Here is a 17,524-nt window from a genome sequence, read left to right as displayed (position 1 = left end):
AACACTGGGGACACGGTCGGGAAACCGCCCACTCCTACGTTCAGCCACAGTGACCGTCGGGGATGAAGGCTGTCCCCGAAGAACTACACAACCCCGTGCCTGGTGCCGGGTCGAGGAGGATGGATGTTCAACAACGCCGAAGAGGTGGCGCGGTACATCTCCGACAACGACGTGAAGTTCGTCGATGTCCGGTTCTGCGACCTGCCTGGCGTCATGCAGCACTTCACCATCCCGGCGAAGATCTTCGATCCTGCCGAGACGCTGGCCTTCGACGGTTCGTCGATCCGCGGTTTCCAGCAGATCCACGAGTCGGACATGGCCCTGCGCCCCGACCTGTCGACGGCGCGGCTCGACCCGTTCCGCAAGGACAAGACGCTCAACATCAACTTCTTCATCCACGACCCGATCACGGATGAGGAGTACAGCCGCGACCCGCGCAACATCGCCAAGAAGGCGGAGCGCTACCTCAAGAGCACCGGCATCGCCGACACCGCGTACTTCGGCCCCGAGGCCGAGTTCTACGTGTTCGACAGCGTGCGTTTCGCCACCGGCGCGAACGAGTCGTTCTACCACATCGACTCCGAGGCCGGCGCGTGGAACACGGGCTCCGAGGACAACAACCGCGGCTACAAGGTCAGGTACAAGGGCGGCTACTTCCCGGTCCCGCCGGTCGACCACTTCGCCGACCTGCGCGCTGAGATCTCCCTGGAGCTGGAGGCGTCCGGCTTCCAGGTCGAGCGTCAGCACCACGAGGTCGGCACGGCCGGCCAGGCTGAGATCAACTACAAGTTCGACACGCTGCTCGCCGCGGCCGACGACCTGATGCTCTTCAAGTACATCGTGAAGAACGTCGCGTGGCGCAACGGCAAGACCGCGACCTTCATGCCGAAGCCGATCTTCGGCGACAACGGCTCGGGCATGCACTGCCACATGTCGCTGTGGACCGACGGCCAGCCGCTGTTCTACGACGAGCAGGGCTACGCGGGCCTTTCGGACATGGCCCGCTACTTCATCGGCGGCCTGCTCAAGCACGCGCCGTCGCTGCTCGCGTTCACCAACCCGACGGTGAACTCGTACCACCGTCTGGTCCCGGGCTTCGAGGCGCCGGTCAACCTGGTGTACTCGCAGCGCAACCGCTCCGCGGCGATCCGCATCCCGATCACCGGCAGCAACCCGAAGGCCAAGCGCGTCGAGTTCCGCGCCCCCGACCCGTCGGCGAACCCCTACCTGGCCTTCGCCGCGCAGCTGATGGCGGGCCTGGACGGCATCAAGAACAAGATCGAGCCGCTGGAGCCGGTCGACAAGGACCTGTACGAGCTGGCCCCGGAGGAGCACGCCGCGGTCCCGCAGGTCCCGGCGTCGCTCCCGGCGGTGCTTGAGGCCCTGGAGGCCGACCACGAGTACCTCCTCGAGGGCGGCGTGTTCACCCAGGACCTGATCGACACCTGGATCGACTACAAGCGCACCGCTGAGATCGCGCCGATCCAGCTGCGTCCGCACCCGCACGAGTTCGAGCTGTACTTCGACATCTGATCCGGCGTCTGAATCCGGCAGGAGATCCGGAGTGGCACTCCCCCACTGAGGGGTGCCCCCACAGACAAGGCCGCCGACCGCTGCTCGTTGAGCGTGGTCGGCGGCCTTCTGTGCTTCACCGGCTGAGCTGCGTCGATCATGTACAAAATGCCCCTTGGCGATCTCTACAGGGGAATTCCGTACATGATCGACGCGGTGGGGATGCTAGCCCAGGGTCGCGATGGCCGCGTTGAAGGTCTTCGACGGGCGCATGATGGCGGCGACCTTGGCGGCGTCGGGCAGGTAGTAGCCGCCGATGTCGGCCGGGGAGCCCTGGACCGCGATCAGTTCGCCGACGATGGTCTGCTCCTGCTCGGCCAGCGTCCGGGCGAGGGTGGCGAACGCCGCGGCGAGCTCGGCGTCCTTGGTCTGCGCCGCCAGTTCCTGCGCCCAGTAGAGGGCGAGGTAGAAGTGGCTGCCGCGGTTGTCGATGCCACCGAGCTTGCGGCTCGGCGACTTGTCCTCGTTGAGGAACGTGCCGGTCGCCTTGTCGAGCGTGTCGGCGAGGATCTGGGCGCGTGCGTTGCCCGTGGTCGTCGCGAGGTGCTCGAAGCTGACGGCCAGGGCGAGGAACTCGCCCAGGCTGTCCCAGCGGAGGTAGTTCTCCTTGACGAGCTGCTGGACGTGCTTGGGCGCGGAGCCGCCGGCGCCGGTCTCGAACAGTCCGCCGCCGCTCATGAGCGGGACGACCGAGAGCATCTTCGCGCTCGTGCCGAGCTCAAGGATCGGGAACAGGTCGGTCAGGTAGTCGCGCAGCACGTTGCCGGTGACCGAGATGGTGTCCTCGCCGCGGCGGATGCGCTCAAGGGAGAACGCGATCGCGTCCTCCGGCGTCATGATCTCGATCCGCAGGCCGTCGGTGTCGTGGTCCGCGAGGTAGGTCCTGACCTTGGTGATCAGCTGCGCGTCGTGCGCGCGGTCCTCGTCGAGCCAGAACACCGTGGGGTTGCCGGTCGCGCGGGCGCGGGTGACCGCGAGCTTCACCCAGTCCTGGATCGGCAGGTCCTTGGTCTGGCACATCCGGAAGATGTCGCCGGCGCCGGTCTTCTGCTCAAGGACGACGTTGCCGCCGCCGTCGACCACGCGGACCGTACCGGCCGCGGCGATCTCGAAGGTCTTGTCGTGGCTGCCGTACTCCTCGGCCTTCTGCGCCATCAGGCCGACGTTGGCCACGGAGCCCATCGTCGCGGGGTCGTAGGCGCCGTGCGCGCGGCAGTCGTCGAGGACGACCTGGTAGATCCCGGCGTAGCTGCTGTCCGGGATGACCGCGAGGGTGTCGGCTTCCTTGCCGTCCGGTCCCCACATGCGGCCCGACGTACGGATCATGGCCGGCATGGAGGCGTCGACGATGACATCGCTCGGGACGTGCAGGTTGGTGATGCCCTTGTCGGAGTCGACCATCGCCAGGGCGGGGCCGTCAGCGAGCTCGGCGTCGAAGGACGCCTTGATGGCCGCGGCCTCGGGCAGCGACTGGACACCCTTGAGGATGCCGCCGAGGCCGTCGTTCGGGCTCAACCCGGCCGCCGCGAGGGTCGCACCGTACGCCGCGAACGTCTTCGGGAAGAAGGCGCGCACGACGTGGCCGAAGATGACCGGGTCGGAGACCTTCATCATCGTGGCCTTGAGGTGCACCGAGAACAGCACGTCGTCGGCCTTGGCGCGGGCGATCTGCGCGGTGAGGAACTCACGCAGCACGGCCGCGCGCAGGACCGCGGCGTCCACGACCTCGCCGGCGAGTACGGGTACCGACTCACGCAGGACGGTGGTGGTGCCGTCGTCCCCCGCGAACTCGATGCGCAGCGTGCCCGCCTCGGCGATGACCGCGGACTTCTCGGTGGAGCGGAAGTCGTCGGCGCCCATGGTCGCGACGTTCGTCTTCGACTCCGCCGTCCACGCGCCCATGCGGTGCGGGTGCGCCTTGGCGTAGTTCTTGACCGAGGCGGGCGCGCGGCGGTCGGAGTTGCCCTCACGCAGCACCGGGTTGACGGCGCTGCCCTTGACCTTGTCGTACCGCGCGCGGACGTCCTTGTCCTCGTCGGACTTCGGGTCGTCCGGGAAGTCAGGCAACGCGTAGCCGTGCCCCTGGAGCTCGGCGATCGCGGCCTTCAGCTGCGGCACCGAGGCCGAGACGTTCGGCAGCTTGATGATGTTCGCTTCCGGGGTGTTCGCCAGCTCGCCGAGCTCGGCGAGGGCGTCCGCGGTGCGCTGGCCCTCCTGGAGGTACTCCGGGAAGACCGCGATGATGCGGCCCGCCAGCGAGAGGTCGCGGGTCTCCACGCTGACGCCCGCGGTCGAGGCGTACGCCTGGATCACGGGGAGGAACGAATACGTCGCCAAGGCCGGGGCCTCGTCGGTGTGCGTATAGATGATGGTCGACTCAGTCACCGGTACTCCGCCTTCGCGTCTACAACGTCTTGACGTCAAGATATCTCGTGACCGGCCTCTCCGCGATACCGGCCCCTGTGCGGGGCAGGGGGAGGTCGGGGAACTGGAGGGAGGTGGGGGAAGGCGGGGGCGGATCGGATCTGGGCAGATCGGATCGGGAGCCGGGGCCGCGGGAGTACCGCGCGCGGTTCGGCTAGGGTCTGGCGGAAGTCGGAAGCATGGGGGGGAACGGATGCTCGGGGCTCCTCGGGGCGGTCAGGTCGCCCTTCCGGTGGGCGCTGCGGCGGACCGGTGGCTGACCGTACGGCCCGAGCGGACCGTTCTCGGGGTCATCCACAACGTCACGTCGGCGACCCGTCTGCTTGATCTGCTGCGGCTTTTCGACGGGGACACCCGGATACAGACTGTTTTCACGTGCACGGGATCGTCGGCCTTCGAGCAGGGGATCCCGGAGTTCATCCGCGACAACGGGCTCGTGTGCCTCCCGTGGGAGCAGGCGGTCGACACCAGATTCGACCTGGCTGTAACGACGAGCCGGGGCGGGGACCTCCACCGGGTACAGGCTCCGATAATCGGCACCCCACACGGGGCCGGATACAATAAAATACTGAGCCGGGAGCCGGGAGCCGGGAGCCGGGAGCCGGGAGCCGGGAGCCGGGAGCCGGGAGCCGGGAGCCGGGAGCCGGGTAGCGGAGCGCCGAAGTCCGGGGACACCGGCGCCGGAAGCTTCGGGCTCACCGCCGAGTGGCTGACCCACGACGGGACCGTGGTCCCGTCGGCTGTGGTGCTGTCCCATGTCGAGCAGTTGCACCGCCTCGCGACAGGCTGCCCCGAAGCGCTCCCCGCAGCCGTCGTGGCCGGCGACCCCTGTCTGGACGAATTGCGCGCGAGTCTTCCTTTCCGCGAGGAATACCGGTCCGCTTGGGGACTGCTCCCCGGACAGCGACTCGTGGCGGTCTCGTCCACCTGGAGTCGTGAATCACAACTCGGCCAGTCCTTCGATATCCTGCGCCACGCCCTGGCGACCCTGCCGCGCGATGAATTCCGTACCGCGGCGATAATCCACCCCAATGTCTGGTACGCGCACAGCCCCTGGCAGGTGCGGTCCTGGCTGGCGCCGCTCCAGGCCGCCGGGCTGACGGTCATCCGCCCCGAAGGCGACGGGTGGAAAGCCGCCCTGGTGGCGGCCGACGCGGTGGTCGGCGACTACGGGTCGGTCACCTTCTACGGTGCGTCCCTCGGTGTGCCGACACTGTTGTCCGGAATGCCCGCCGCGGGCACCCTGGCCGGGGCATCACCGATCGCCCGGCTGCTCCCGCTGCTGGCCCGGGTCGATACGCGGACGCCCCTGGCACCGCAGATCGACGCGGTGGCGGCGGCCCGCTCCGCGGCCGATGCGGGCGTCACTGACGTCACTGACGTCACCGATCACGCAACGTCCCTCCCCGGCGGGTCGGCGCGTGCGCTGCGTGCCTTGTTCTACGACCGGTTGGGCCTGCCCGAGCCGGCCGGTCCCGTGGTGGCGCACCCCGTCGAACTGCCCGGTACGGATACCGTGGTCGGCCCGCGCCGCTCCCCGGTGGATCCCGCGACGATGACGGCTGTCGCCATCGAGGGCCGGGTGGTGGCGTTGCGCCGCTACCCCGCCGCACTGGGCACCGGGACCGACGCTCATCTGACGGACGCCCATCTTGTCGTCGACGGAGCTGAGCCCGACGAACGACTGCGTCTCCAGGCGGACGTTGTTGTGGGTCGCGGGCCGGCGTCCGGGGATCAGCTGGCGAAGGTCCACCGCGCGCGGATCGCCGAGCTCCGTGTACAGGTCGGCCGCCGCCAGCCACGCCGTGTGTGCCTCCGCTGTTTCCCCGGATGCGGCCCGGGCGTCGCCCAGCAGGTGCTGGATACGGGCTTGTTCGTGCCGCACGCCGTTGTCCCGCATGTGCGGAAGCGCTGCCGTGAGCGCGGTCGCCGCCTTCCTGGGCCGGTTCGCCCGGAGGTGGGCCTCACCGAGGCTGGCGAGGGCACGGGCCTCGTTGTACGGGTCGGGGAGGTCCGCGAACGCCTGCCGGGCGACTGTCAGCCGGGCCACGGCCTCGGAATCCTGTCCGCTGAGTGCCAGCGCCCGGCCCAGGTGATGGGTGAGCAACGCCCGCCCGCGTGGATGGTCGACGCCGTCGAGCGCGTTGACCGCCTGATCGAAGTGCTCGGCTGCGAGGCCCGGATCGCCGGAGCGCAGCGCGAGTAAGCCGAGCGATTCCAACGCGCTGGACGTGGTGCGCGCGTGGCCGGTGTCCTGTGCCGAGAGCAGGGCCTCGGTGAAGCCCCGGTGGGCTTCGGCCTCGTCGGCGGCACCCGCGTTCCGCTCGAAGTGGGCGAATCCCAGCTGAAGTCGCATACGCGCGTCGGCGACCGTGTCGCCTGTCAGTCCGGCGGAGCGGACGCCCAGCCGGTAGGTCTCGATCCAGTCCGTGTAGTGGCGCCGCATGAAGAACAGGCCCCACAGCGCCTCGCACAACTGCCACACCACATCGTGTCTGCCGATGCGGGCGGCGAGACGCACAGCGGCGACGAGGTTGTCGCGGTCCCGTTCCAGCGCGTCCAGCGCGGATCCCGGATCCCGGTAGCCGGGTTCGGCCGGACCGGCGGGAGCGGGGTCGGCCAGAGCGCGGTCGGCAAAAGCCGGACCGTGGCGCCAGCGGGAACTCACCGCGCGGTCGGCTTCGACGGCGCGCGCCAGGTAGCCGTCCACGATGCGGTTCTGGGCGGCCGTTCGTTCCGCCTCGGGCTCCGCCGCCGCCATGTCGGTCGCGTGCGCGTGGACGAGGTCGTGCATGCGGAAGCAGCCCGCGCCCGGATCCGCTTCGAGCAGGCTCGCCCGCACCAGGACGTCGAGCAGTCCTCGTGTCCCGGGTGCGTCGGGTCCGGCGACGGAGGCGGCGGCCCGGGTGTCGAACGCCGGGGTCGGATGAAGTCCGAGGCAGCGGTACAACCGTTGCGCGTCGGGCGGCAGTGATCGGTAGGAGACGTCGAAGACCGCGCGTACCGAGATGTCGTCGTCAGGCATGGAGAGCACCTCCCAGTCCGGGCCGGGGCGGCCGTGGCGGGTACTGCCGCCCACCGCGGACGCGGCGTCGACGAGGGTCGCGTGCAGCTGTCCGGCCACGTGCGCGCCCATCAGGCACAGGGCGATCGGCAGGCCCCCGCAGGCCCACGCGAGTTCCGCCGCCGAATCGGTCTGCCCCGTCATGGCGGTCAGCAGCACGGCTGCGTCGTCTTCGCCGAGCGGCTTCACCGGGATCCGGACAGCGCCGTGGCTGGCGGTGAGACCCGCCAGGGTATGCCGGCTGGTGACGACGACAAGGTTGTCCGGGTGCCCCGGCAGCAAAGGGCGCACCTGCCCGGCCGTACGTGCGTTGTCGAGGAACACGATCACCGGTTGTTCCGACGTGCGGGAACGGAAGTGTTCGGGGAGCCGTTCCTGATCGGCGGGGATGTCCTGGGGTGGAACGCCGAGGTCGCGAACGAACCGGTCCAGTACGGCAGTCGGCGCCATCGAGGTGTCCGGATCCTGGCCCCGCAGGTCGATGTGCAGACTGCCGCCGGTGTACCGCTCCTGGATACCCGCGAGCCAGCGCAGCGCGGTCGCTGTCTTGCCTACACCCCCCATGCCGGCGAGGACGACGACAACGGGCCCTGCCTGCGGGACCAATGCGGCGTCGAGCAGCTGGAGTTCGGCCACACGGTTGACGAAGTTCCCTGAAGCTGAACGCAGTTGCCTCGGAGGTCGCCGTACGGTCTGGGTCGCGTGCTGGTGAACCACCCGCGCCAGGATCACCGGGCCGGTGAACTCACCGCCGCTGATGGTGTTGTGTGTCCCGTCCATCGCTCCCCCGTCACCACCGCAGTCACCCTCACGACACGGACGGGCACCATGATGCCCGACGGATGACGCCCCCACCCGGTTAGGCGAGTGTGCGGCACTGATCTAACCGCGTGATCGCACTACCTCTACGGTGAAGCCCCGCCGGGGGCCGGAACGCAGGAGGCGGCGCAGCCGGAGTTTCCATTCCGCTTCGATGTTCGTGGAAGTCGGCTGCCCTGTCCGGGCCCATCCCCCAGGTGGCGGCCGACGGATACGTCCACGACTACGGGAACCGGACCGGCGGATCATCCGAACCGGGCCCTCCCTGTGGCCGTGTTTCCCGGATGATCCGTTCCTGGGCAACCCCATGGTCGCTGCCTACCATCACGACACATGCGAAGACGCGCTCGCGCACCCCGACCTGTCCCGTTCGACCCGGCCGCCGCCTGGGCCTCGCGCAGAGCTCTCGGGCTGACCCCGGACGCGGTGGCGCAGAGCATGGCCGCGCACGGAGTGACGGTGTTCGCCACCCAACTCCTCGCCTGGGAGTCCGGCGCACTGCTGCCGGGAGAACACGAACTCGTCGCCCTGGCCCGGGTTTTGTGGTGTTCCCCAGGTCAGTTGATGATCGACCGGGCGCGGACCGTACGCGATCATCGATTGGCCCTGGACCTGTCCCCTGCGGAGCTGGCCCGGCGGCTCATGATCACCCCGCAGGCGTACGTCCGGCTGGAGGCCGGGCTCCGCTGGGACGGGGATGCCCACCAGACCCTCCGGCTGGCGCAGGCGTTGCACCTGGACCCGTACGGCCTGGTGGTGGCGACCGGGCGCGAAGACGATCTGCGGGACGTAATAGACCGGGTCGTTGACGGGCGCTGGCAGCCGCAGGTTTCCGTGCTGCTGCGGCTGGTTCCGACGTTGCGTCAGGGAGCCGTCGAGCATGCGTTGCAGGTGATCCATCACGAAGGGCAGGCGGCGAGTGCGATGTGGGGGTGGGGGACGGCGCAGCCGGGTGAGCGGCCGGAAGCTCCGGAGCGGGCGACCGCGGTGGAGCGGTTCTGGGCGCTGCTGGCGTCCTGAAGATCAGGGGTGTTGCGAGCACCGCTTGAATCCGCCGCCCGGATGATCACCATCTTGGGGATATCGGTCTTGGGAGCGCCGCCTCAGGGCTCGACCCGGCCCGAGAAGAACAGCACCCGCCACACCACGTCCACCCGGGCCGGGTTCAGCTCGGTGAACGCGGTGACCTCACGGGCGTCGGAGAAGCCGCCCAGGCGGGTGCGGGTGGTGATCACGTCGGCGGCCTCGTCGGCGGTCCAGCCCAGGTGGCTGACCAGCACCCCGGCCGGGACCGTGTTCACGTCGACCAGGCCGCCGTCGTCGTACGCACGGGGCAGGTCGGGGCGGCCGACGCACAGGTCGAGGGCGAGGGCGGGGTTGTCCGTGGCGAGTCTCCGGGCCGCGTCTCGGCGCTCCTGCACCGCCAGAACCGCTTTGACGGCCTCCTCGTTGGCGGTGCGGACGGGATCAGAAGACGCTGGCCGGGACGCGGGCCGGGAGTACACCGCACCGGCCGTGGGCCGTCGCTCGGCGAGGCCGACGGCGATGGCCGTGTGCACGGTCCCGCCGAGCCAGATCGGCAGGAACAGGGCGGACCAGGTACCGGAACTGTCCTGTTCGGCCGGCAGGTATGCCATGGACAGCGAGAAGCCCAAGAGGTAGAACACCGCGGACAGGATGTTCGCGACGCGCCGTTGGCGGTCCCGGACCGCCAGCCAGACGAACGGGAGCCAGACCAGGAATCCGAGGGAGAACGCCGGGACACACGCCCACAGCAGGCCCAGCGCGCCGAACCTGCGCGGTTCGGTCTGCGCCGGGCGGTACGGCGCGAACCCGGCGTGGGACGCGCCCTGTTGATGCGGCAGCACCGGAACCGGCCACGTGGTCCGCGCCGCGTCGGACCGCACGGGGGACACCACAAAGGCATCGGGTCGGGTGGGGTCCGGCTGGTCCGGCTGGTCCGGCTGGTCCGGCTGGTCCGTCGATTCATCGCGGCTCATGTTCGGATTTTAACCCGGCCGTGTAGTCGCCGCCGGGTTGCGGGAGACGCTTGAGCGGCGTTTTGCCAACCGGCCCGTACGGGTGTGGCTGTCGCGCGTCACGGAGTGACAGCGCTCCGTACGGACCCCGCACGTGATCTGTCTGACAATCGGCCCAGTTCATGTAGTGGAAACACAAGTGCAACAGCCGGGCAACGGAGGCTTGCCATCCTCCGGGCATCAACCACATCCTTCCCCTGCGAGGACGGCGCCCGTGAGCTTCAAGGCCGAGTACATCTGGATCGACGGCACCGTGCCGACCGCGAAGCTGCGTTCGAAGACCCGGATCCTGGCCGACGGCGCCGAGCTGCCGACGTGGGGCTTCGACGGTTCCAGCACCAACCAGGCCGAGGGCCACGCGTCGGACCGCGTCCTGAATCCCGTGTTCTCCTGCCCGGACCCGATCCGCGGCGGCGACAACCTCCTCGTCCTGTGCGAGGTCTTCGACATCGACGGCACGCCGCACGCGTCGAACACCCGCGCGCCGCTGCGGGCGGTCGCCGAGCAGTTCGGCGCCCAGGAGCCGGTCTTCGGCATCGAGCAGGAGTACACCTTCATGGTGGGCGCCCGCCCGCTGGGCTTCCCCGAGGCCGGTTTCCCGGCCCCGCAGGGCGGCTACTACTGCGGCGTCGGCGCGGACGAGATCTTCGGCCGCGACATCGTTGAGAAGCACATGGACCACTGCATGGCCGCGGGCCTGGCCATCTGCGGCATCAACGCCGAGGTCATGCCGGGCCAGTGGGAGTTCCAGATCGGTCCGGTCGCGCCGCTTGAGGTCTCCGACCACATGTGGATCGCGCGCTGGCTGCTCTACCGCACCGCGGAGGACTTCAACGTCACCGCGACGCTGGACGCCAAGCCGGCCAAGGGCGACTGGAACGGCGCGGGCGCGCACACCAACTTCTCCACCCGGGCGATGCGCGAGGGCTACGACGCGATCATCACGGCGTGCGAGTCGCTGGGCGCCGAGGGCAAGGTTGAGGAGCACGTGCAGGAGTACGGTTTCGGCATCCAGGACCGGCTGACCGGTCTGCACGAGACCGCCCCGTGGAACGAGTACTCCTACGGTGTCTCCGACCGCGGTGCCTCGGTGCGCATCCCGTGGCAGGTCGAGGTGGACAAGCAGGGCTACATCGAGGACCGTCGCCCCAACGCGAACGTGGACCCGTACGTGGTGACCCGGCTTATCACGAACACCTGCTGCGCGGCGCTGGAGAAGGCCGGGCAGGCCTGATCCACAAACAGCCGACCTGATCCGCAGGCACCTGGCCTGATCCGCCGACACCAGGTCAGATCCACCGGCACCAGGCCTGAACCCACCAGCGCCCTGAAGGCCCGTCGGGTCGTCCTCGAAACGACCTGACGGGCTTTCAGTACGTGTCAGCCGGCGGTCCCCGGCCCGCGGGACCTCAGCTGCCGCTCGGCCGGGGCGCGGGATACGCCGCGCCGCTGTTCCCGGAACAGCGCACCGTCCAGGGTGAGTTCGACTCCTCTTCGTAGAAGCGCACATCGATGTCGTCCACCACCGCGGCGCCCGTGAGGGCCGCGTTCGCGACGGTGCAGGAGATCTGGTTGATCGCCACGGCCTCCATCCGGGTGACGGCCAGGAGGCTGCGGACATCGACTCCGCCGTCCCTGACGACTGCCCGGAACAGCCCCTTGTTCTCTGGCACTTCGCTGACCAGCCCGCGCGCCAGCTCCTCCGCGGTGGGACCGGCGACCAGCAGGTCCAGCGCCTGCTGGGGAGTGACGGGGGCGGACGCCGGGCGGGACACCGCGCGCACGCCGAACGGGGCGAGGAAGTAGAGCCGGGCGGTGTACGCCCGCTCGCCCGGCTTTGTGATGCCCTGCGCGGGGTCACCGGCCCGCACCGTCCCGGTGGTGCCGATCCCGCAGCCGGTGAGCGCCAGGAGCGCCGCCAGTGCGGGGATGAGGCGCTTCACTCGTCCTCCTGCGGGGTGTCGGGGAGCACGACGGTGAAGACCGCGCCCCCGCCGGGTGAGTTCGCGGCGGTGAGGGTGCCCTGGTGCAGGCGCACGTTCTCCATCGCGATGGCCAGCCCCAGGCCGCTCCCCTCGGAACGGCCCCGGGCCGCGTCGGCCTTGTAGAAACGGTCGAAGACGTACGGGAGGACTTCCGCGTCGACGCCTGGGCCGTTGTCCGCGACTTCGACCACCAGGTGACCGTCCGCCAGGTGTGCCGCGACCCGCACGGGTGCGCCGCCGTGGCGCAGTGCGTTGCCGATGAGGTTGGCCAGGACGACGTCGACGCGGCGCGGGTCGAAGCGGGCTCGGGTGCCGGCGGGCAGGTCCGTGTCGACCTGGTCCTCCCACCCGCGCAACTGGAGGGTCATCCGTACGGCCGTGGCGACGTCGACCTCGTCGAGGTGGAGCGCCGCCGCTCCCGCGTCGAAACGGGAGACCTCCATCAGGTCTTCGACCATGCGCGCGAGTTTCCTGGTCTCCGAGCTGATCAGCCGTACGGCTCCGGCGGTTTCCGGGTCGAGCGACCCGGCGTCCTCGTCGAGGACTTCGGTGACCGAGACCATGGCGGCGAGCGGTGTGCGCAGTTCGTGCGACACGTCCGCGGCGAAGCGCCGGGCGGTGGCCTCCAGCCGGCGCAGTTCGGCGTCGTCCTTCTCCAGGGCCGCGGCCATGTCGTTGAACGTCCGGGTGAGGTCCGCGAGTTCGTCCCGTCCGGTGACCTGGAGCCGGGTGTCGAGCGCGCCCGTGGTCAGCTTCTCGGCGGCCCGGCGTAGTTTCCGTACGGGCCGCAGCACCCGGCGGGCCGCGAAGAGGGCGGGGACGACGGCCAGTGCGAGCGCGGGCAGGGCGCCCGCCTGGGCCGCGTTGACCAGTGCGGCGGTGTCCTGCTTCTCGGGGGCGAGCGAGAACTGGGCGAACACGGCGAGGCCGGACGGCCCGCCGTCCTGCGGGCTCATGGAACCGGCTCCCCCGAAGTCGACCGGCATGCCGATGACGAACCAGGGCTCTCCCCCGTGCTCCACCCGCTGGTAGACGGTGGTGTTGTGTTCGCGGACCTCGGCGCGGAGCCTGTCGGAGACGGCGTCCTGGCCTTCGGAGAGCGATTCGGGCACGGCCGGTCCGCTCCGGTAGGCCGCGGACGTCCGCCAGTCGCGGGAGCCGCCGGCCCGGTCGAGCTGGAGGGTGAAGTTCTGCAGGTCCTGCGTGGTGGGCGGGAAGGGCAGGTCGGGTGCGAGTGAGTCGATCTGGACGCGCAGGTCGTGGACGGCGGCGTTCTGCGTACGCTCCAGGATCCCGCGGCGGGCCTCGCCGAAGGTCAGCACCGCGGTGATGAGCGCGCTCAGCGCCGAGACGACCAGGAACGCGGTCATCAGGCGGGCCCGCAGGCCCCGGGCACCGGACAGTGCGCCGGCCAGCGCGGTGGCCAGGCGGCGCAGGAAGGTCACAGCGGGCCGAACCGGTAGCCGAACCCGCGGACGGTCTGGACGTAGTGCGGGGTGCGGGCGTCCACTTCGAGTTTGGCGCGCAGTCGCATGACGCAGGCGTCCACCAGGCGTGAGTCACCGAAGTAACTGTGCTCCCAGACCTGTTCGAGGAGTTGCTGGCGGCTGAAGACCTGGCCCGGTGACGCACTCAGGAACAACAGCAACTTCAACTCGGAGGGGGCCAGGAGGAGTTCGACGCCGTCCTTGGTGACCATCAGTGCCGCCCGGTCCACGGTGAGTGTCCCGTACGTCTCTACAGTCCCCGGGACCGCGTCGCCGGAGGCCGCGTCGTCCTGGGGCACCGTGCGCCGGAGCACGGCGCGCATCCGGGCTTCGAGCACCGCGCCGTTGGCGGGTTTCACGACGTAGTCGTCGGCGCCCGCCTCCAGGCCGACCACCATGTCGATGTCGTCGCCGCGGGCGCTGAGGATGATGACCGGCAGCTGCCGGGTCTCCCGGATGCGGCGGCACACCTCCAGACCGCTGACGCCCGGGAGCATCAGGTCGAGGAGGACGAGGTCCGGGTGGAAGACGTCCAGGGCCGCCAGGCCGAGCTCGCCGGTGGGCGCGGCCTCGATCTCGTGGCCGCGGCGGCGCAGCGCGATCATGATGCCCTCGCGCACGGCGGGGTCGTCTTCGATGAGCAGTACTCGTGTCATGGTCGCGCGGTTCTCCGGGGCTGGATCGGGGTGCGGGAAACTGTGGGAATTCCGTACGAGAACCTCTTTCCGGCCCCGTCCGTGACCATGCTGCGCGGAGCAGATGATGGCTTCATTGTCGTTTAGTGATGAAACGATGACGGCCCGCTTTACTCGGCCATTCGTGTGTTTACCTCGGTACGGCAGGACGTTCACAGCACACCGGATGGGAAATAACATGAAGTTTCTGGGAGTTCAGCGCAAAGACGCCCGCATGGTCGTTTCGACGGCGGCGGCGGGGCTTGCGCTGACGGGTCTGGTGGCGTGTTCCAGCGGTGGCGACAGTGCGGCCAAACTGTCCGGCGGCGGCTCAGGGACAGTCCCGGTGGCGGAGCAGACGTCCCAGCCCTCCCCGTCGCTGCCCGCGCCGGTGGTGAACATGGACATCGTGCGGAAGGCTGAAGACCCGGGCAGGATGGTCAACATTACCCTCGACGACGGCCCCGACCCGACGTGGACGCCTAAGGCGCTGAACCTGCTCAAGCAGTACGGCGCGAAGGCGACATTCTGCATGACGGGACCGAACGCGAAAGCCCACCCGGACCTCGTGAAGCGGGTCGTCGCGGCCGGGCACCGCCTGTGCGACCACTCGGTCAGCCACGACACGGCGATGGACAAGAAATCCGTCGATTACCAGTCGAAGGAAATCCTCGACGCCAAGAAGATGATCGACGAAGCGTCAGGCGGCGCGAAGGTCTGGTACTACCGGGCCCCCGGCGGCGCTTTCACTCCGGAGAGCCGGCAGATAGCCGCGGCGCACGGAATGCGGAGCCTGGGCTGGAACGTCGACCCGGGCGACTTCAACCAGCCCGGGGCGGACACGATCCTGAAGACGGTCAAGAGCCAGTTGCCGAAGGGCCCGACGGTCCTGATGCACGACGGCGGCGGCAACCGCGCGCAGACCATGGAAGCACTGGAGAAGCTGCTGCCGTGGCTGACGGAGCAGGGGTACGGGTTCAGCTTCCCGCAGGCGTGACGCCCCGCGGGGCCGGCGCACCGGGCCGCACCGGGCCGCACCGAGCCGCACCTGGCCGCACCGGACCGCACCGGACCGCACCGCGCCGCACCTGGCCGCACCTCGCCGCGCCGCGCTGCGCCCGGATCGTCCCGCATTGCTCGAAAAAGAGTTAACCTTCCGGTTTCTCCATTCGGGTCACGGCCTCGGCGAGGCGGGACGGTCACTGCGAGTACGGAATGAGTTGCGCATGCAGGTGCGGGTAACCCGGCGTAAGCACGTCAGCACGGCAGCGGCGAAGGCCGCGGCGGTGACGAGAACCGCAACCCTGGCGGGCGTGGTGCTGGCCGGGGTGGCGGCCTGCGGCGGCGGTGACGGCTCCGGCCCCGCTGCCGCGAAGAACCCGGCCGCCGGGTCGACGCAAAGCACTCCGGGCGTCCCTGTTCCGCAGCAGAGTCCCCCGCCGGGCGCGACACCCGGGGGAACACCGGGCGGGGCACCGGCGCCGCAGCAGACCTCGCCGGTCTCCCCGGCGCTGCCGCCTCCGCTGGTGAGCATGGACATCGTCCATGCGCCCGAGGACCCGGGCAGGATGGTCAACCTCACTCTCGACGACGGCCCCGACCCGACGTGGACGCCTAAGGCGCTGGACCTGCTCAAGCAGTACGGCGCGAAGGCGACATTCTGCATGACGGGACCGAACGCGAAAGCCCACCCGGACCTCGTGAAGCGGGTCGTCGCGGCCGGGCACCGCCTGTGCGACCACTCGGTCAGCCACGACACGGCGATGGACAAGAAATCCGTCGATTACCAGTCGAAGGAAATCCTCGACGCCAAGAAGATGATCGACGAAGCGTCAGGCGGCGCGAAGGTCTGGTACTACCGGGCCCCCGGCGGCGCCTTCACCCCCGCCAGCCGGCAGATAGCCGCGGCGCACGGAATGCGGAACCTGGGCTGGAACGTCGACCCGGGCGATTACAAGAAGCCCGGTGCCGACGCCATCGTCCGGTCGGTCAAGCACCAGCTCGCGAAGAACGGCCCGACGGTCCTGATGCACGACGGCGGCGGCAACCGCGCGCAGACCATCGAAGCACTGGAGACCCTGCTGCCGTGGCTGACGGAGCAGGGGTACGGGTTCAGCTTCCCGCAGGGCTGAGCCGCCTGCTTTCGCCGGCGGCCCCGCGCTGCCTGCCGACCGCGGTCCGGCGTACGAACCAGTCTGATTCCGGCTGGAGTTCAGCGCACCCGGCCGCGCGGCTTCAGCGGGAACGGCGGGAGCGCGGGGGCGGGCAGGCGGACGCCGCCGAAGCTGTCGACCGGCCCGAAGCGCGGGTCGGCCGCGGTCCACCGGGCGCGGGCCTCGGCGATCTCGTCGCCGGTCCTGGCGACGAAGTTCCACCACATGACGATCTCCTCGGCGAAGGGCTCGCCGCCGAGCAGCATCAGGTTGGTGTCGGTTGTGGCGCGCAGCGGCAACTCGCCGCGGTCGCAGCCGAGGTAGAGCAGCGATCCGACGGGGAGTTCTACGCCGTCCACCACCGCGCCCGGCCCGGTGGCGACCACGGCGTACTCGAAGTCGGGTTCCAGCGGCAGCCGGACGTCCGCGCCTTCGGACAGGGTCAGGTCCGCGCCGACGATGGGCGAGTAGGCGTGCCCGGGCGAGCGGGCGCCGTCCAGCTCCCCCATGACCACGGTGCCCCGCAGCCCGGCGGCCCCGATGCCCGGCAGGTCGGTGTGGTGCTCGAAGTGCGGTGCGGTGTCCCGGGATTCCGCCGGCAGCGCGGTCCACAGCTGGAGTCCGTGCAGGAACGTCGGATGCGGTGCGGGTGACTCCTCGGAGTGTGCGATCCCGCGCCCGGAGGTCATGAGCCCGAGTTCGCCGGGGCGGACGGTCGCGGTGCTGCCGACACTGTCGTGGTGCAGGACCTCCCCCGCGCGCAGCCAGCTGACCGTCTGGAGTCCGATGTGCGGGTGCGGGGCGATCTGCATGCCCGGTTCGGCGGCGATGTCGTCGGGCCCGTAGTGGTCGATGAAGCACCACGGGCCGACCATCCGCCGCCCGAGTGTGGGCAGCAGCCGGCGCACTTCACTGTTCTCCCCCACGGCTGCGGCGCGGCCGGCGGTCAGCTCGTGCACGGGGCCGCCCGGAACGCCGTCACGGCCGCCGCAGACGCGGACGGCGGGGCTGGTGTCGAGATCACTCATGGGACTACCGTACGGCTTTCCCGTCTGGATTCCGACGCGTTCTTGTAGCATTCCGACGCAGTCTGCCGCGTTCTGCCGCGTTCTGCTCAGTCACCAGGTCCGGCTCGGGGAGCGCGGGTTCGCCGGGGCCGCACCGCCCGGCACCGCCCCTCGCGGCGTTGCCGAATCCTCCAGGTACGACCGGTACGGGTTCGGATCCGGCGCCTTGCGACGCACGGCGCCGGACAACGCGGCCTGGTCCGGCGGGAAACCCAGAACAGGCCCTAGGGGTTCATGATT

General features: G+C 69.9%; 12 protein-coding genes. 5 read left to right on the top strand and 7 right to left on the bottom strand.

What is annotated here, in order from left to right; translation table 11 throughout:
- Positions 1 to 123 precede the first annotated feature (123 nt).
- Complete coding sequence (glnA, locus tag AC0Z36_RS03490; protein ID WP_485461153.1) at positions 124 to 1,533, top strand: type I glutamate--ammonia ligase; 1,410 nt, start codon at positions 124 to 126, stop codon at positions 1,531 to 1,533.
- 204 nt (positions 1,534 to 1,737) lie between these two features.
- On the opposite strand, the gene AC0Z36_RS03485 is transcribed toward glnA, so the two are convergent.
- Together AC0Z36_RS03485 and AC0Z36_RS03480 are read right to left on the bottom strand one after the other, a co-directional pair.
- Entirely contained in the window at positions 1,738 to 3,957 is a 2,220-nt protein-coding gene (locus AC0Z36_RS03485; protein ID WP_485461152.1) for an NADP-dependent isocitrate dehydrogenase, read from the bottom strand.
- A 1,294-nt stretch (positions 3,958 to 5,251) separates the two neighbouring features.
- Positions 5,252 to 7,840 carry a tetratricopeptide repeat protein gene (locus tag AC0Z36_RS03480; RefSeq protein WP_485461151.1) on the bottom strand — a complete coding sequence of 863 codons (2,589 nt, stop codon included), beginning with the start codon at positions 7,838 to 7,840 and terminating at the stop codon, positions 5,252 to 5,254.
- Between the two features lie 372 nt (positions 7,841 to 8,212).
- Here AC0Z36_RS03480 and AC0Z36_RS03475 point away from each other — a divergent pair, with 372 nt between their 5' ends.
- Positions 8,213 to 8,899 (top strand): helix-turn-helix domain-containing protein, encoded by a 687-nt coding sequence (locus AC0Z36_RS03475; RefSeq protein ID WP_485461150.1) that lies wholly within the window; start codon positions 8,213 to 8,215, stop codon positions 8,897 to 8,899.
- A gap of 83 nt (positions 8,900 to 8,982) precedes the next feature.
- On the opposite strand, the gene AC0Z36_RS03470 is transcribed toward AC0Z36_RS03475, so the two are convergent.
- The gene (locus tag AC0Z36_RS03470) at positions 8,983 to 9,879 is read right to left on the bottom strand and encodes a hypothetical protein (RefSeq protein ID WP_485461149.1); all 897 of its coding nucleotides are present in this window, start codon (positions 9,877 to 9,879) and stop codon (positions 8,983 to 8,985) included.
- Positions 9,880 to 10,132: 253 nt separating this feature from the next.
- Here AC0Z36_RS03470 and glnII point away from each other — a divergent pair, with 253 nt between their 5' ends.
- A complete protein-coding gene (glnII, locus tag AC0Z36_RS03465) occupies positions 10,133 to 11,152 on the top strand; it encodes a glutamine synthetase (protein ID WP_485461148.1) in 1,020 nt (339 codons plus the stop codon).
- Positions 11,153 to 11,327: 175 nt separating this feature from the next.
- Here the strand turns inward: glnII and AC0Z36_RS03460 are convergent, their stop codons facing one another.
- From AC0Z36_RS03460 to AC0Z36_RS03450, 3 genes are read right to left on the bottom strand one after another with little or no spacing between them, the layout of a single operon-like run.
- Positions 11,328 to 11,861, bottom strand: coding sequence for a GerMN domain-containing protein (locus tag AC0Z36_RS03460; RefSeq protein WP_485461147.1), 534 nt, complete (start codon positions 11,859 to 11,861; stop codon positions 11,328 to 11,330).
- Positions 11,858 to 13,339: an ATP-binding protein gene (locus tag AC0Z36_RS03455; RefSeq protein ID WP_485461179.1), complete on the bottom strand. Its 1,482-nt coding sequence runs from the start codon at positions 13,337 to 13,339 to the stop codon at positions 11,858 to 11,860. Before AC0Z36_RS03455 ends, AC0Z36_RS03460 begins: the two co-directional genes overlap by 4 nt.
- A gap of 5 nt (positions 13,340 to 13,344) precedes the next feature.
- Complete coding sequence (locus AC0Z36_RS03450) at positions 13,345 to 14,046, bottom strand: response regulator (protein ID WP_485461146.1); 702 nt, start codon at positions 14,044 to 14,046, stop codon at positions 13,345 to 13,347.
- A gap of 217 nt (positions 14,047 to 14,263) precedes the next feature.
- On the opposite strand from AC0Z36_RS03450, the gene AC0Z36_RS03445 reads away from it, so the two are divergent.
- Positions 14,264 to 15,061: a polysaccharide deacetylase family protein gene (locus AC0Z36_RS03445; RefSeq protein ID WP_485461145.1), complete on the top strand. Its 798-nt coding sequence runs from the start codon at positions 14,264 to 14,266 to the stop codon at positions 15,059 to 15,061.
- 229 nt (positions 15,062 to 15,290) lie between these two features.
- Entirely contained in the window at positions 15,291 to 16,196 is a 906-nt protein-coding gene (locus tag AC0Z36_RS03440) for a polysaccharide deacetylase family protein (protein WP_485461144.1), read from the top strand.
- A gap of 80 nt (positions 16,197 to 16,276) precedes the next feature.
- On the opposite strand, the gene AC0Z36_RS03435 is transcribed toward AC0Z36_RS03440, so the two are convergent.
- Positions 16,277 to 17,245 (bottom strand): pirin family protein, encoded by a 969-nt coding sequence (locus AC0Z36_RS03435; protein WP_485461143.1) that lies wholly within the window; start codon positions 17,243 to 17,245, stop codon positions 16,277 to 16,279.
- Between the last annotated feature and the right edge of the window lie 279 nt (positions 17,246 to 17,524).

This window comes from Kitasatospora sp. UYEF31 (genome assembly GCF_057291755.1).
Note: the sequence above shows the minus strand (reverse complement) of the source record. Positions and strands in the feature narration are given on the sequence as shown.

Excerpts from the sequence above, each read along its gene's own strand:
- glnA (WP_485461153.1), top strand. The coding sequence starts at position 124 with ATGTTCAACAACGCCGAAGAGGTGGCGCGGTACATCTCCGACAACGAC.
- AC0Z36_RS03480 (WP_485461151.1), bottom strand. The coding sequence starts at position 7,840 with ATGGACGGGACACACAACACCATCAGCGGCGGTGAGTTCACCGGCCCG.
- AC0Z36_RS03475 (WP_485461150.1), top strand. The coding sequence starts at position 8,213 with ATGCGAAGACGCGCTCGCGCACCCCGACCTGTCCCGTTCGACCCGGCC.
- AC0Z36_RS03470 (WP_485461149.1), bottom strand. The coding sequence starts at position 9,879 with ATGAGCCGCGATGAATCGACGGACCAGCCGGACCAGCCGGACCAGCCG.
- AC0Z36_RS03450 (WP_485461146.1), bottom strand. The coding sequence starts at position 14,046 with ATGACACGAGTACTGCTCATCGAAGACGACCCCGCCGTGCGCGAGGGC.
- AC0Z36_RS03445 (WP_485461145.1), top strand. The coding sequence starts at position 14,264 with ATGAAGTTTCTGGGAGTTCAGCGCAAAGACGCCCGCATGGTCGTTTCG.
- AC0Z36_RS03440 (WP_485461144.1), top strand. The coding sequence starts at position 15,291 with ATGCAGGTGCGGGTAACCCGGCGTAAGCACGTCAGCACGGCAGCGGCG.
- AC0Z36_RS03435 (WP_485461143.1), bottom strand. The coding sequence starts at position 17,245 with ATGAGTGATCTCGACACCAGCCCCGCCGTCCGCGTCTGCGGCGGCCGT.